This window comes from Sphingomonas faeni (assembly GCF_003053745.1).
GTDB classification, from domain to species: Bacteria; Pseudomonadota; Alphaproteobacteria; order Sphingomonadales; family Sphingomonadaceae; genus Sphingomonas; species Sphingomonas faeni.
Genome location: NZ_QAYE01000002.1, coordinates 287,338 through 301,947 on the forward strand (window position 1 = coordinate 287,338; position 14,610 = coordinate 301,947).

General features: G+C 66.3%; 14 protein-coding genes. 7 read left to right on the plus strand and 7 right to left on the minus strand.

Annotated features, from left to right (window positions below; genetic code table 11):
- Positions 1 to 109: 109 nt before the first annotated feature.
- From C8J25_RS05975 to C8J25_RS05990, 4 genes are read left to right on the plus strand one after another with little or no spacing between them, the layout of a single operon-like run.
- Positions 110 to 1,474 carry a lipopolysaccharide biosynthesis protein gene (locus tag C8J25_RS05975; protein WP_244186823.1) on the plus strand — a complete coding sequence of 455 codons (1,365 nt, stop codon included), beginning with the start codon at positions 110 to 112 and terminating at the stop codon, positions 1,472 to 1,474.
- Positions 1,471 to 2,028, plus strand: coding sequence for an RNA polymerase sigma factor (locus tag C8J25_RS05980; protein WP_244186825.1), 558 nt, complete (start codon positions 1,471 to 1,473; stop codon positions 2,026 to 2,028). The genes C8J25_RS05975 and C8J25_RS05980 overlap by 4 nt, the downstream gene beginning before the upstream one ends.
- On the plus strand, positions 2,018 to 3,013 hold the full coding sequence (locus C8J25_RS05985; RefSeq protein ID WP_167397670.1) for a FecR family protein: 996 nt from the start codon (positions 2,018 to 2,020) through the stop codon (positions 3,011 to 3,013). The genes C8J25_RS05980 and C8J25_RS05985 overlap by 11 nt, the downstream gene beginning before the upstream one ends.
- Positions 2,973 to 5,393 carry a TonB-dependent receptor gene (locus C8J25_RS05990; RefSeq protein ID WP_167397671.1) on the plus strand — a complete coding sequence of 807 codons (2,421 nt, stop codon included), beginning with the start codon at positions 2,973 to 2,975 and terminating at the stop codon, positions 5,391 to 5,393. The genes C8J25_RS05985 and C8J25_RS05990 overlap by 41 nt, the downstream gene beginning before the upstream one ends.
- 4 nt (positions 5,394 to 5,397) lie before the next feature.
- Here the strand turns inward: C8J25_RS05990 and C8J25_RS05995 are convergent, their stop codons facing one another.
- Entirely contained in the window at positions 5,398 to 5,895 is a 498-nt protein-coding gene (locus tag C8J25_RS05995; protein WP_244186827.1) for a DUF2141 domain-containing protein, read from the minus strand.
- Between the two features lie 233 nt (positions 5,896 to 6,128).
- On the opposite strand from C8J25_RS05995, the gene C8J25_RS06000 reads away from it, so the two are divergent.
- Entirely contained in the window at positions 6,129 to 6,350 is a 222-nt protein-coding gene (locus C8J25_RS06000) for a hypothetical protein (RefSeq protein ID WP_107953156.1), read from the plus strand.
- Positions 6,351 to 6,397: 47 nt separating this feature from the next.
- On the opposite strand, the gene C8J25_RS06005 is transcribed toward C8J25_RS06000, so the two are convergent.
- From C8J25_RS06005 to C8J25_RS06015, 3 genes are all read right to left on the minus strand, one after another.
- On the minus strand, positions 6,398 to 7,294 hold the full coding sequence (locus C8J25_RS06005) for a glycoside hydrolase family protein (protein WP_107953417.1): 897 nt from the start codon (positions 7,292 to 7,294) through the stop codon (positions 6,398 to 6,400).
- Entirely contained in the window at positions 7,294 to 8,067 is a 774-nt protein-coding gene (locus C8J25_RS06010) for an SDR family NAD(P)-dependent oxidoreductase (protein ID WP_107953158.1), read from the minus strand. Before C8J25_RS06010 ends, C8J25_RS06005 begins: the two co-directional genes overlap by 1 nt.
- Positions 8,068 to 8,136: 69 nt before the next feature.
- A complete protein-coding gene (locus C8J25_RS06015) occupies positions 8,137 to 9,045 on the minus strand; it encodes a LysR family transcriptional regulator (protein ID WP_107953161.1) in 909 nt (302 codons plus the stop codon).
- Between the two features lie 100 nt (positions 9,046 to 9,145).
- On the opposite strand from C8J25_RS06015, the gene C8J25_RS06020 reads away from it, so the two are divergent.
- Positions 9,146 to 10,351 (plus strand): MFS transporter, encoded by a 1,206-nt coding sequence (locus C8J25_RS06020; protein ID WP_107953163.1) that lies wholly within the window; start codon positions 9,146 to 9,148, stop codon positions 10,349 to 10,351.
- Positions 10,352 to 10,442: 91 nt separating this feature from the next.
- Entirely contained in the window at positions 10,443 to 11,360 is a 918-nt protein-coding gene (locus C8J25_RS06025) for an EthD domain-containing protein (protein WP_107953165.1), read from the plus strand.
- Positions 11,361 to 11,364: 4 nt separating this feature from the next.
- Here the strand turns inward: C8J25_RS06025 and C8J25_RS06030 are convergent, their stop codons facing one another.
- From C8J25_RS06030 to C8J25_RS06040, 3 genes are all read right to left on the minus strand, one after another.
- The gene (locus C8J25_RS06030) at positions 11,365 to 13,533 is read right to left on the minus strand and encodes a histidine kinase dimerization/phosphoacceptor domain -containing protein (protein ID WP_107953167.1); all 2,169 of its coding nucleotides are present in this window, start codon (positions 13,531 to 13,533) and stop codon (positions 11,365 to 11,367) included.
- Between the two features lie 174 nt (positions 13,534 to 13,707).
- Positions 13,708 to 14,151 carry a hypothetical protein gene (locus C8J25_RS06035; RefSeq protein WP_107953169.1) on the minus strand — a complete coding sequence of 148 codons (444 nt, stop codon included), beginning with the start codon at positions 14,149 to 14,151 and terminating at the stop codon, positions 13,708 to 13,710.
- A 93-nt stretch (positions 14,152 to 14,244) separates the two neighbouring features.
- On the minus strand, positions 14,245 to 14,436 hold the full coding sequence (locus C8J25_RS06040; protein WP_107953171.1) for a hypothetical protein: 192 nt from the start codon (positions 14,434 to 14,436) through the stop codon (positions 14,245 to 14,247).
- Between the last annotated feature and the right edge of the window lie 174 nt (positions 14,437 to 14,610).

Below are 14,610 nucleotides of genomic sequence, written 5' to 3' on the forward strand. Positions count from 1 at the left end.
CCGGTAGACGTTCCCGGCACCGGCCATCCTCACTAAATATTTTGTCATCTGGCCGATCGCGCGGAACTTTCCGTTCGTCGGCGCAACGATGGGCGTCTAAGCGCTCGCGATGCGTTCGCTTCTCCACCGTATGACGTCCCGGCAGGCGGACTCCGCCAAAGCTGGGGCGAGACGCGGCGATCGGTCGGGGCTGTGGCTGGTGCTGGCGAACCTCGGCCACCTGCTCGGCGGTAAGGCGGCGGCGGGCGTCATGAGCCTCGTCTACCTCGTACTCGTGACGCACCGGTTGGGCGCGGCCGAGTACGGCGTGCTTGTGCTGGTCAACGCCTACGCCGTCCTGATCGGCAGCGTCCTCGCGTTCTCTGGATTCCACGGCGTGGTGCGGTATGGCGGGCTGGCGCTGGAGGCGGGCGATCGGGCCGGGTTCGCGCGGATCGTCCGGTTCATGGCGGTGATCGAACTCGGCTGCGGTGCCGCCGCGGTGGTCGTGGCGGCGCTGCTGGTGCCGCTGATCGGACCACGGCTCGGCTGGTCGCCCGACACGATCCGGATTGCCATTCCCTATTCGCTCGCGGTGATCGCGACGGTCCGCGCGACTCCACAAGGACTGCTGCAGATCGCCGACCGGTTCGACCTGATCGGCATCCACCAGGCGGTGTCGCCGCTGATCCGCCTGATCGGCGCTCTGGGAGTCTGGTTCGCGGGCGGTGGGTTGGTCGGCTTCATCGCCGTCTGGCTGGTCGCTGCCGTCGCCGAGGGCCTCGCAATGTGGGGATTCGGCTGGGTCGCATGGCGCAAGCTTGCCGCCGGCGAGCGGTTGCGCGGACCGTGGCGCGGTGCGGCGCGCGATACCGAGGGGCTCAAGCGCTTCATCCTCATCACCAACTTCGACATCACTGTCCGGGAACTCGCGCCGAACCTCGCGCCGCTGACGGTCGGCTGGCTGCTCGGGCCGGCGGCGGCAGGATTGCTCGCACTGACGCAGCGCGCGACGTCGTTGCTCGCCCAGCCGACGGTGTTGCTGAGCCAGGCCAGCTACGCCGTGCTCGCGGCCCAGGTCGCGCGCGGCGATCTGAAGGCGTTGCGGCACACGGTCTGGCGCAGCGCGGGGCTGGCTCTCGCAGTGGCGCTGCCGATCGTTCTGGTACTCGCCTTTGCGGGCAATCGCCTGCTCGTGACGCTCGGCGGCGCGAGCTTCGCGGGTGGCACGGTCCTCCTGATCCTCATTGCCGGAGCGCGTGCGGCGGGGCTCGCAAGCGCACCACTGGCCTCGGGTCTGACCGCACTCGGGCTGCCGGGCCGATCGATGACTATAGGCCTGGTCACCAGCCTCGCGCTCTACCCGCTTCTGCCCGCGATGCTGTGGGCGTTCGGGACCGACGGGGCAGGGTGGCACGCGCTGCTCCAGAACGGTGTCGCGATCGTCGCGCTGGCGGTGCTGTTCCGCCGCGACGCAAAGGCCGACCCGGCGTGACCTTGGGCGGACTCCGTGCCGTGTTCCTCGCCGAGCGTGCGATGCTGCTGCGGCTGCTGGTCGCGCGACTGGGCAGCGTCGAGGAGGCGGAGGATGCGTTGCAGGATCTGTGGCTGAAGCTGGAGACGGTGACCGGCGGCCCGATCGCCGAACCGCTCGGCTACATCTGCCGGATGGCGAACAACATCGCGGTCGACCGCCGCCGTCGCGCGGCGCGGCGGGCGGACCGCGATACCGGCTGGATGGAAACGCAGGCCGGCGCCGACGAGCAACCCGACGCCGAACGCGCGATGATCGCGCGCGAGCGGCTGGCGCGGGTCGAGGCGACGCTGACGGGCCTGCCCGAGCGGGTCGCGACCGCGTTCCGCCTCTACCGGTTCGAGGACCTGCCGCAGAAGGCCATCGCCGAGCAGATGGGCATCACCGTTAGTGGCGTCGAGAAGTTGCTGCACCGCGCGTATTTGCGAATTCACTTGCAACGAAGCAATTCCGGTGCGGATATCCCGCAGGCAGGACGTCTCACTCATGAGGAGGACCAGCGAGATGGTCGATGAGTGGGGCAAGGACGGCGATTACGGCCCTGGTTACGGCGAACACGCCGCGGCCGAGGCGGTCGCGTGGCACCTCCGCTTGCCGACTGCCGATGGTGGCGCATGGACGGCGTTCGCCGACTGGATTGAGGCTAACCCGCAAAACGCAATCGCGTATGACGCGCTGGCGGTCGCGGACGCGGAACTGACCGACGCGCTGAGCCCGCCAGACTGGTCGCGAGCAATACCGCTGGTTGCCGCCAACGACGACCGACCGACACCGCGGCGGCGCTGGGTGTTGGGAACCGTCGGCGGACTGGCGGCGGCGGGGATCGTCGGAGTCATGCTGCCGCTCGAAAACCCGTCAAAGACGGCGGCGCGGATCATCGAGACACCCGCCGGGGTTCGCCGCAGCGTGACGCTCGCCGACGGCAGCCGTATCGACCTGAACGGCGGCACTAGGCTCGCGGTCGACGACAGCAGTGCGCGGCTGGTCACGCTGGAACGCGGCGAAGCGATCTTCCGCATTACGCACGACGCCGCGCATCCGTTCGTCGTCCAGTCGGGGACGATGCGGTTGCAGGACGTCGGCACCGTCTTCAACGTTGCCCGCGTGGGCGCGCATCTTGGCGTCCAGGTCGCCGAGGGTGCGGTGATGTTCCAGCCCGAACAGGATCGCATCATGCTGACCGCGGGTGCGGCGCTGTCGCATGTCGATGGCGGCGCACCGCGGATGTCGGGTATCGCGATCGACGACGTCGGCAGCTGGCGTAAAGGTCGGCTGGTTTTCCAGCAAACGCCGGTGCGACTCGTGGCTGCGGCGCTGGAACGCAGCACCGGCACGGTCGTGCGCGTCGCACCCGGACTTGCGGAAACGCGGTTTACCGGATCGATCGGCATTACGGGTGGTGCCGACAGCCTGATTCCTCGCGTCGCAGCGCTGATCGGCGCTCGGGCGGAGCATGTTAATGGCCGCTGGCGTCTGGTCGGAGGCCATGCCGGTCCGTAAATTCAACCTGGCCGTATCACTCGTCGCCGCCACCCTGATCACACCGTCGCTGTCTACGCCCGCTCATGCAGCGGAGCGGCGGGCGATCGCCGTCGCGCCAGAGCCGCTCGATCGCGCGATCGCGGTGCTTGCGCAGCAGGCGGGCGTCGACATCGGCAGTGCGGAGCCCGGATTGTCGCGGGTCATGACGCGGGGCGTAAAAGGTCGAATGACCGCGGGTGCAGCGCTCGACCAGATACTCGTCGGCACGCCGTACACAGCGCAAAGACTGGGCGAGGGCAGCTTTCGGATTATTCGTCGCCCGATCATCTCCCAGCCAGTCGCACGCGAACGCCAACCGAAACCGAGCCCCCCCCTGACGCCGCCGCCGGTCGAGGTATCGCCCGAAATCATCGTCACCGCGACCAAGCGCGCGACGTCGCGACTACGCTTCCCCGGTGCTCTCACCATCCTGCGGCCGGCAAGCGGGGTGAACATCCGCAACGATGCCGCGAACGGCATGGACGAGGCGATCGCCGCGACGCCGATCCTGCAGAGCACAGCGCTGGGTGCGGGTCGCAACAAGCTGTTCATCCGCGGGGTCGCGGACAGCAGCTTCACCGGCCCCACGCAATCGACCGCCAACGTCTATTTCGGGGAGGTGCCGGTCGCGTATAACGGTCCCGAACCCGGCCTCAACCTGTACGACGTCGATCAGGTCGAAGTCCTCGAAGGGCCGCAGGGCACGCTGTACGGCGCAGGCGCGATCGGGGGAATCGTCCGGCTGGTGCCGCACGCGGTGGATCTGTCAGGGGTGTCGGCCAATGTGTCGGGCGGCGTCAGCGCGACCAAGTCGGGCGATCCGGGCGGCGATATCGCCGGGATGGTCAACATACCGATCAAGGCTGGCGTCGCTGGCGTACGCGCGGTCGGCTACCGGGTCGTCGAAGGTGGCTATATCGACGACGTGCGTCGCGGCCTGCGCAACGTCAACCGAGTGGCGACGACGGGTGGACGTCTGGACGTGCGCGTCGCTCCGGCGAGCGGGTGGACGATCGACGCGGGCGGAGTGATCCAGAACGTGACCGCGCCCGACCTGCAATATGCCGAGCGCGGTATGGGATCGCTCTCGCGCGCGTCGCTGCTGGCGCAGCCGTTCAGCCAGCAATATTTTCTCGGGCGTGTTGTGGTCGACAGGCGTTGGGAGGACGGGCTGCACCTCGTCTCGGCGACCGGGTTCGTCCACCGCGATGCGGAGAGCCGGTTCGACGCCACGCGGCCGATCCGTCCGAACGCGCCGATCGCCTATGACACGGACGAACGCAGCCGCTTGTTCTCGCACGAGACACGGCTCTCCCGCGCAAAGCCGAACGGCGCCGGTTGGCTGGTCGGCGTCGCGCTCATTCACGCGCGCGACGCCTATGCACGCAGATACGGTGCGCCCGACAAGCTGCGCGACATCGTCGGTGTGACCAACCGGACGCTCGATGCGGCGGTGTTCGGCGAGGCGGGAATCGCGATCAGCCCGGCGTTGACCATTACCGCGGGTGCACGACTGACGCATCAGCGCACCGACGGCGACCCGATCGCCAAGCTCAAGACGACGACATACATCCGCGGACTCAGTTCGACCCGGCTCGATCCGACGCTCGGCGTATCCTGGCTGCTGACCCCGACGCTGGCAGCATATGCGCGCTATCAATCGGGTTTCCGGACCGGGGGGATAACCGTGGCGCCGGGCGTCGGCCGCGTTACCGATCTCGTTCGCGATACCATTCACGTCGGGGAGATCGGCCTGCGCAAGGAGCGGCATGGACCGCTTGGGCTTTCGGCATCGATCGGTGCATCGCTGACCGACTGGCGGCACATCCAGGCGGATCTGGTCGACAAATCCGGTTTTCCGTTCACCACCAATCTCGGCAACAGCCATATCTATGGACTGGAGGCGAGCGCCAACTGGGTGCCGCTGACCGGCTTGAAGATTGACGTGGCGATGTTTCTCAACGAGACTCACGTCGCCGACCCAGACCCTGCACTACGCCGGCAGGTCGGCGCGCGACTGCCCAACACGCCGCCGTTCGCGGTGTCGGGGAGTGTCGGCTATGAATGGACGCTCAGCGCTGATACGCACGCCAGCGTCGACGCGGGATGGCGCTATGTTGGGCGATCGACCGTCGGCACCCAGGCGCCACTCGACGTGTCGCAGGGCGAATATGGCAGCGCCCATCTTGGCGGTACGTGGACGCGGAATAGCATTCGTCTGACCGCCACCGTCGAGAATGTGTTCGACGTCAAGGGAGACCGCTTTGCGGGCGGCAACCCGTTCGCGCTGGCGGCGCGTAACGAATACACGCCACTGCGGCCGCGCACGTTCCGGCTAGGCGGCGCGATCGGCTGGTGATCGATCAGCGGATCGGCTGCAGCGATCCGCCTTGTAGGTAGGTAAGGGTAACCGGCACGACCGTCGTGCCCGATCCGACACGCACCTGGACGATCTTCGGATCGGGCTTGCGCGAGAACAGCATGTCGAACAGCGTGACATGCGGATTGCCCGACGCCCCGCCGCCGTCGCTGCGGTCGGTCTTGTCGTTGGCATTGATGTCGTGGCGCACGTCGACCGCATAGACGCCCGGCCGATCGACTGGCATACAGATCGCGACCCGGCCTTCGCGCGGCGTCGGAACTTCGGTGCGCAACAGCGTCTTTTTCTTGTCGAAATAGGTTGAGGGCGATCCCCCGAACGTGCGGACACGAACGGTTCCGGTCCTCGCCCTGAACCCTTCGACGATGACCAGCATCGCCGGATGGGTGCTACCCGCTGTGCATTTCGCCGCGTCGGGACCGATCGGTTTCAAGGCGGCATTGGACGTCATCGACAACGCCGCGAGATACAGGGCAATCATGGTTCGTGGCTTTCGACTCTTTCGGATCGGGGTGCAACGCGGGCGCGTCATACCCCGGATCGGTGGATGTACCGCTCGTTAGAGGACTACCGCATCTTCAATATCTTACGGCGGACAGTTCGTATCGTTGGCGAGAACCTCGCGCATGTCGATCATGACGAATTTCTCACGGAACACGGTGGCGGCTTGAACAGTATTTCAGGTCTTCATGCAGTGCTTTCAAGGATACCGCCATGCGCTTCATCACCCTGCTCGCTCTTCCGCTCCTCGCGATGACGGCGTCGCCCGTATTGGCGAAGGGCTGTATCCGCGGCGCTGCCGCTGGCGGCGTTGGCGGGCATTTCGTCGGTAAGGGCCATGCCGTTGCTGGTGCCGCCATCGGGTGCGTCGTTGCGCATCACCACTACGCCAAGCAGGCACGCGCGCAGAAAGCCGCTGCTCGCACCCACGGCTGATGATCAAGGGTCGCGGACGGTACGCCGTCCGCGACCCTTCTCCGTAGTCAGCGGCTATAGCGTCCGATCAACGCGCGCCGCAGCATGCGGTCCTCGAGCGAATAATATAATGCGATCCGGTCGCCTTCCGCGACGGAGGACGCGGCGAACGCGATATCGGTCGCTTCGCGGCTCAGCGCAGGTGGCGGCACGAGGAGGGGTTCTAACCCGCGCCCCGTGACCCGTGTCAGATCGGCGCTGAAGCTGATCCAGCCGATCCGCCACCGCGCATCGTGCGTTGCGCCGTTGTAGAACATCACCGGGTCGGCGCCCTCCGCCTGCCAGATCGGCCCGGTCGACAGATGCCAATTGTCCCAGCTGTCCTCGCGGATGCCGAACGGATCGGGCAGCACGGTCCACGGTCCCTTGGCGGTAGGACCGCCGGCCATGCCGATCCGCGACGCACCATTCGCGGCGTATTCGTAGAACAGCCGCCAGTCGCCCGCGCTGGTCTGCACGAGCGTGGCCTCCTTGATATTGCCCTCGCCCGGCGGTGCCTTCAGCACCAGATCCTCTTTGACCAGCGCCGTCAGGTCGCGGCCCGCGGCAAGGATCATGCAGCCTTGCGCGCGGTCCGCATCGACGCCAGTGTAGTAGATCAGATATTCGTGATCGGGCGTCACCAGGACGGTCGGGTCCTCGCATCCCCCCATGTCCTCGGCGCCGGGACCGGGGGTGATCGCGAGCCCCGGATCCATCGTGAACGACAGGCCGTCGCGACTTTCGCCGCGGGCGATGATCCCGGTCGGGTCGTGCGGTCCGAGCGGATGGGGAACACCGCGGACCATGATCCGGTAGAGGTTGCCTTCCTTCCATACGAACGGGCTCATCAGGTCCATGCCGTCGATCACCGAATTGGCCGAGATCGCGACGGTGTCGAGCTGCTCGACCGCGTAAGTGACCATCACGCGCCCTGCGCCACGGTCAGCGACAGCGCGCCGTCGATCGTCACCGTCGTGCCGGTGATATAGTCGGCGGCGGGCGACAGCAGGAACGTCACCAGCGATGCGACCTCGTCGGGCCGCCCGGCACGCTTCCAGGGGATCGCGGCCTCCTTGGCGGCGAGCTCCTGCGGATGATCGAGCGCGGACTGGTTCATCGGCGTCAGGATCATGCCCGGTGCGACACCGTTGACCGCAATGCCCTTCGGCGCAAGTTCCAGCGCCAGCGTCGCCGTCAGTTGCGACAAGCCTCCCTTCGCGGAGTCATAGTCGACGCCGCCGGGTCGCGGTGCGCGTTCGTGGATCGACGAGATGTTGACGATGCGGCCCTTGGCGTTCTTGGCTTCGAGGGCGCGCACCATGCGGCGGCAGGTCAGGAACGGGCCGTACAGGTCGGAGCGGATGACCCGGTCGAACTGAGCCAGTTCCATGTCCACCAGCATCACGCCGCTCATGTTGAGGCCCGCAGAATTGACGAGCAATGTGACCGTGCCGAACGCTGCTTCCGCCTGCGCGAACAAATGTTCGATCGCGGTCTCGTCGCCGACGTCGGCCTGGACGGCGATGGCGCGGTCGGATCCGCCGATCGCCACGCATACCGCGTGCGCCGCCGCCGCGTCCTTGAAATAGGTGATGGCGACGCGCGCGCCGGCCTCACCTAGAGCCTTGGCGCAAGCGGCGCCGATCCCGGATTCACCGCCGGTGACGATAGCGATTGGATCGTTGAAGATGGTCATCCTTCCCCAACAGGCGATGCCACCCCGAGTTGCAGGAAATGGCGGGATGACGCGCTTTTCACCTCGCCGTCATGCAATCCGAAGGCCGCTGGTCAGTGCGTCGAGCAGCGCATCCACCTTCGGACTGAGCTGCCGCCGACGGGGCCAGACCAGATGCAGCGGAAGCCCCGCCGTCGCCAGTTCGGGAAGAACCTCTACCAAGTCGCCACGCGCGAGTTCGTCCTCGATCAGCCAAGTCGCGAGTTGCGCGATACCGAACCCGGCCTTGACCGCTTCGACCTGGGCTTCGGCACTGCCGAGGACGATGCGGCCCTCCATGGCCCGCTCGTCGATACCGCCAGAGCCGTCGGCGAAGCGCCACTTGATCGTGCTGCCGTCGCCGCGCCCGTAGAGGATGCAGTCGAACCGGGCGAGATCGTCCGCCGATGCCGGTGTCCCGCGCCGTGCGAGATAGGCGGGGGCGGCGCAGATTATGACGCGTTCGCTGCCGAGATAGCGATGGCCGAGATTGTCCGGCCAGGGCTCCGACGCGCCGATCCGGATCGCGACGTCGATGCCCTCCTCGACGATGTCGATCTTCCGATCGGTGAAGGTGATGCTCGGGCGTAAATTCGGATGGCGTTCGGCGAAGGCGAGCAACAGCGGCATCGCCTGCATCCGCCCGAACGCGATCGGCACGTCGACCTTCAGCCGCCCGACGATCTCCGACCGGTGCGCCGCCAGCACCGCTTCGGCATCGGCGAGATCTTCGAGAACGCGGACGCAGGTCTCGTAGAAGGCGGCGCCGACGTCGGTCAGCGTCAACCGGCGGGTGGTCCGTTCGAACAAGCGGCTACCCAGCCGCGCCTCCAGCCTGGCGACGCTCTTGCTGACCGCCGAGTTGGTCAGGTTCAGCCGTACGCCCGCCGCGGTGAAGCTGCCGGCGTCGGCGGTACAGACAAAGGCTTCGATGCCCTTGAGGCGTTCGGAGGGGATCATGCGAGTCCATTCTGGAATTATTGTCCCGCCATACGCGAAAACATGCCGCAGGACGTCGCTTTTCGTCGCGCGTAGAGACGGCACCTACAGGAGTTTGCCAATGTCGTCCCCCGTTCGTCCTCTCAATGTCGCGCCACCCAGCGCCAAGTCCGCAGGGCATGGCTTGGCCGTGCTGCTGCTGGCGATCTCCGCGTTCGTGATCGTCACGACCGAGTTCATCATCGTCGGCCTGCTCCCGAGCCTGTCGCGCGACCTGGGCATCTCGATCGCCGTCGCGGGGCAACTCGTGACGCTGTTCGCGTTCACCGTGATGCTCGCCGGACCGTTCCTGACCGCGATGCTGTCGCACTTCGAGCGCAAGCGGCTGTTCGTCGTCATCCTCATGATCTTCGCGGGCGCGAACGCACTCGCCGCGGCCGCGCCGGACATCTGGGTACTGGGCCTCGCGCGGTTCCTGCCGGCGCTTGCCCTGCCGGTGTTCTGGGGCACCGCGAGCGAGACCGCGGGCGAACTCGCGGGGCCCGAGAAGGCGGGGAAGGCTGTCGCCAACGTCTATCTCGGCATTTCCGGCGCGATGGTCCTCGGCATTCCGCTCGGGACGCTCGCATCGACCGCCTTCGGCTGGCGTGGGACGTTCTGGGGATTGTCGGGACTGTCGCTGCTGATGGCGGTGCTGTTGCTTGTCGTGATGCCGACGCTGGCCCGCCCCACGCGCGTCAAGCTGGCCGAACAGGCGCGTATCCTGAAAGATCCGTATTTCCTCGGCAACGTCGTGCTGTCGGTGATCGTCTTCACCGCGATGTTCACCGCCTATACCTATCTCGCCGACACGCTGGAGCAGATCGCGCACATTCCGGCGGGGCAGGTGGGCTGGTGGCTGATGGGCTTCGGCATCGTCGGTCTCGCAGGCAACTGGCTGGGCGGACAGTTCGTCGGCCGCGGACCGTTGCTGGTAACGGCGATCACGTCGCTCGTGCTGGCGGTCGGCATGGCGGCGACGACGTTGGTCGCGGGTTCGCATGCCTGGCTCGCGGTGGCGCTGGCGGTCTGGGGCATTGCCAACACTGCGCTCTACCCGATCTGCCAGGTCCGCGTGATGCAGTCGGCGAGCCACGCACAGGCACTGGCCGGCACGCTCAACGTGTCGATGGCCAACGCCGGCATCGGTCTCGGTGCGATCATCGGCGGCTCGGTGATCCAGCATCTCGGGCTAGGCGCGGTCGGTTATGTCGCCGCCGCGATCGCGATACTCGCGGTGCTCGTGACGCCGGTAGTCAACCGGCTGAAAAATCAGAGCATCGCGTAACGATCGGGTTTGGTGCGGAAATTAACACGCCTGCACGGACCCTGCATCCTGCCTTCGACCGTTCGACCTTTCCGTCATCAGGAACCCAGCCATGCCCAAAGCTTCGACCACGACCGACTATGCACAGCGCGATGCCAGCATCGTCATCAACAGCTACACGACGGTATTGCGCCGTCCCCGGGTGCCGCACGAAGTCTTCGCGACCTATTGGCGCGACGTCCACGGTCCGCTCTGTTCGCGCATCCCGGGGCTCGGTTGGTACGTCCAGAACCATCTGGACCGCGAGCAGGACGCGCATCTCTGGCCGGTGATCGACGGTATCGCGCCGTTTGCGGACTATGAACTCGATGGCGGGGTCGAGATCGGCTTCGCATCGAAAGCGGACCAGGACGTGTTCAATGCTGCGAGCCACATCCTGTTCGCCGACGAACAGAACATGTTCGCTGCCACCGTCGCCTATGCGCTGCCGAGCGGATCACGCACGCTGGTCGACCGGATCGCGGATCCGATCCCCAACAGCGACGACGGCTTCGACCGTATCCACGTCCATTTCGGCGCGGCGGGCGACGATGCGGACGCGTTCGGTACGTTCATGACGAGCTTTGCCGAAACGCTCGCCGCGGACCCTGCGGTGCTAAAACTGCGGCTGCACTTGCCGGACCGCTACGACAATGCCGAGCCCGCCCCGCCCGCACCCAATGTCGATCATCTCGTACCGGCCGAGCGTGCGCTGATCGCGGTGATCGAGCTGGCCTTCGAGAGCCCGCTCGCACGCCGCGCTTTCTTCGAGTCCGACATTTTCGTCGCGACGCAGGCTGCGCAGAAGGCGAACATCGCGCATGTCCAGGCGTTCGCGGTCAGCGGCGTCTACACCTATGTCCGCGACAAGCAGCTGACGACGGCAGGCCTGCGGGGCAGCCGTCAGGCGCAGTTGATCGAGCGCCTCGGCGCCAACAACCAGGTCGCGGACGATGTGCGTCACCTGATGCATACGGGCTCGCCCCAGTAGCGGATCAGGCGTGCGGCGGGTCGTCGGCGATCGGCGCGCCGATGGTGACGCGGAGGCCGGGATCGTTGTCGGCCTCCTCGATCGTGCCGGACAGTCGCGCGACCATCGACGTGAGCATTCGCGACCCGAACCCGGTCCCGGAACTCGCCTTCCCACGACCGCGATCGGCGACGATCAGGCGGAAGCGATTGCGGTGCTGTTCGAGCGCGATCGTGATCGGTCCCGACGCGCCGGCATAGGCATATTTGTTGGCGTTGATCACCAGTTCAGTCAGGATCAGCCCGACGCTGACCGCACGATCGGTGGAGATCAGGATCGGCGCGAGCTCCAGCTCGATCTGGCCGCCCCATGACTTGTCCATCGTCGATTTGATCTCCGTGCAGAGGTCGCCGATGTACCGCGCCAGATCGACCGCCTGGACGTGCTCGTCGGAATGCAGTCGGCGGTGGACCATCGCGACCGCCGAGAGCCGACGCTGCGCCTCCGCAAGATGCGCGGTCAGCACGTCGTCTCCGACCGCCCGCGCCTGAAGGCCGAGAAACGCGGACACGAGTTGCAGGCTGTTCTGGACGCGGTGATGGACCTCCTTGATGAGATAGTCCTTCTGCAGCAACAGGCTTTCGTTATCGGCGATCGTCGCGGTCAACTCGCGGTTCACCTCGAAAAGGCGGCGGTTCTGGCGGGCATCGAACATCGTCCGCTTCAGCCGCCCGGCGGCCTCGATCTCGAACAAGGTCCACGGTACCGATCGACCGCGAACCGCCTCGCTCCAGCTTTCGAACGACGCGCGGGGTGTCAACGGGATGTGAGGATCGACGCCCAGATCTTTGTGCGGGTTGCCGGCCCAGTTCATCACCTCGATCTGCTCTGCGCGAAACCAGATCAGGATCGTCGGCTCGTCGGTCGACATCGTCACCGCGAGAACGCCGCTGGCGAGATCCTGGAAACCGGTGGCTGCGGGCAGCTGTTCCGACAGCCGGTCGGTCGAGAAGGGGAGCGCCCGGCCGAGATCGATCACATGATCGGCGACCGCGCGGATGTCGTCATGGCGCGGCGAGCGGCCGGCGACGAACAATTCGGTCCCGCGAACCGCCGCGAAACTGTCGGCGCCCAGCATCCGGCACATGTCGTCGCCCGCGGTCGCGAAGAAGCCGGCGAGCGAGATGTCGCTGCCGAGCCGAAGCACGACCGCGTCCTCCGCGGTACGGAGGCGAATGCGCTCGCGGTAGAGCTCGGCATCCTCCTTCGCGCGGATCTGGCGGGCAAGGCTCCCGGCGAGAGCACGGCAGGCCATGCGGACATGCAGTGGCAGGAACTTCGGCGTCGGATGGTGGCAGGCGACAAGGCCCCACAGCGCGCCGTCGCGGACGATCGACACCGACGCCGACGCCGCGACGCCCATGTTGGCGAGATATTGCAGGTGGATCGGCGATACGCTGCGCAGCGCGAGATCGCTCATGTCGAGCGGTGTCGCACCGGCTGGACGGAGCAATGCGGGTTCATAGGTGATGTCGGGAATGATGCGGACGCGGTTTCGGACGTACAACGCGCGCGCCTGCTTCGGAATGTCGGACGCCGGGAAATGCTGGTTCAGGAAACTGCCGAGCGCGGGATCGCGGTCCTCGGCCAGGACGACCCCGGCGTCATCGTCGAGAAAGCGGTACAGCATCACCCGGTCGAACCCGGTCAATTGGCGAAACGTTCTCGCCGCGCGCTCGCACAGTTCGCGTAAGCCAAACGCCTGTTCGAACGTTGCCGCGGCTTCCTCCATCTCCACCAGAACGTCGATCGGGGACGGCATCGCTATGGGGGCGGGCTCGAGTTCGACGACGATTGTGTTCGACACGCGGTGTGCGATTGCGTCGAACGGCGTTTCGAGACCGACCACCCGCGTGAGCACGACCGTGCTGGCGTTGGGCTTGGCCGCAAGTTGCGCCGAGACGGTTTGGCCGAGAAGGTCGTCGAGGTTCGCGCCGAGCCAATGCGGCGCCAGCAATTTTTCGATGTCGCCCGCGCCCGCCATGATCTTGAAGGTGCAGGCGTCGGCGACGAGGACGAGGCCGTGCGGCTGGATCGATCCTGGCCGGTGGATAGGTTCGCGGTCGCAGGCGGAAACGTCAGGGCCGTGCGATCGTGCACCGCCGTCTATCGCCTCGGGTAGAGAACCAGGCATGGCGTGTGCAATCCAGACGGAGGCGATCCGACACCGTAATGGGCCGTATCGTTACGCTAACGATACAGAAGCCGTCGGTAGGATCTTGTCAACGACCTGGATCAGCCGGAGAATACTTATTACGTTGTCGGCACATGCAGTCTTGAGTGTCTACTTTTCAACGTGCTCGCTCGACTATCGTGCGAAGCAGGCGTCCATTGCCACGACCCGCGCCGCGCCGTCGGTATGCGTCGCGTCACCTGGATAATAGCGCATCGTTCCACCCAGCTTCGCCAGTTCGTCTCGTGTGAGCCAGCCCTGGATCTTGCCCTGTTGTACCGCCCAGCAATCGGCGGCGGCTTCGCCCGGCCCGAAGATCTGGTGCGCGCATTCGTGCGTGTACCAGAAGAGTTGCTGTGCGCGCGGCAGGTCGAGGACGCGCGGGTGCAGGATGATGCGCCCCTTGTACGCGGCGGCGATGTCGTTGATCGGCTGGATCATCGTGTCGACCGGTCCGCAGGTCGCGCGGTAGCCGGCGAGCAGGAGCGCGCCCGGCAATACCACCGTCTGCGCGGCTGAGGGTTGCGGGATGACTGCGAGGAACGCCGCGGCGGCGCCGGCGAGAAGATTTTTGAACATGACTATCCTGGCCCCGCGAGGCGCGAGGACGAGCAAGAGCAGATTTGGAGAAGCGTCGGTGGGTCGAGCGTTTGGCGCGCGACCCGCGAGCGCCTACCGAAAGCGCTCGGTGTCCCGGTTCTTGATCCGCTGCGAGACGCGCTGGTCCTGTGCTTCCGCGGCAACCGCCGTCGCCATCGCGCAGGCAGCGCCGCGCTGGAATGCGGCGGTCGAGCGCGGTCTATCCGCCAAGGGTGCGCGCGTGCCGGACCGCAGTCCCGCACCCACGAGATACCTCGTGTTCATGGTAAGTCTCCGCCGATGTCGTTCAATCGCGTCACCCAAGGCTCACGCCGGCAGCGGAGCGGGGGATGTTTCCGAACTCTTCGGTAGGTGCGACTTATGCGCATCCATGAGGGCTGCGGTTCGCGATGTAGTCGCGCAACCGGCCTAACCTATGTTGGTCGTACATGAGAAACG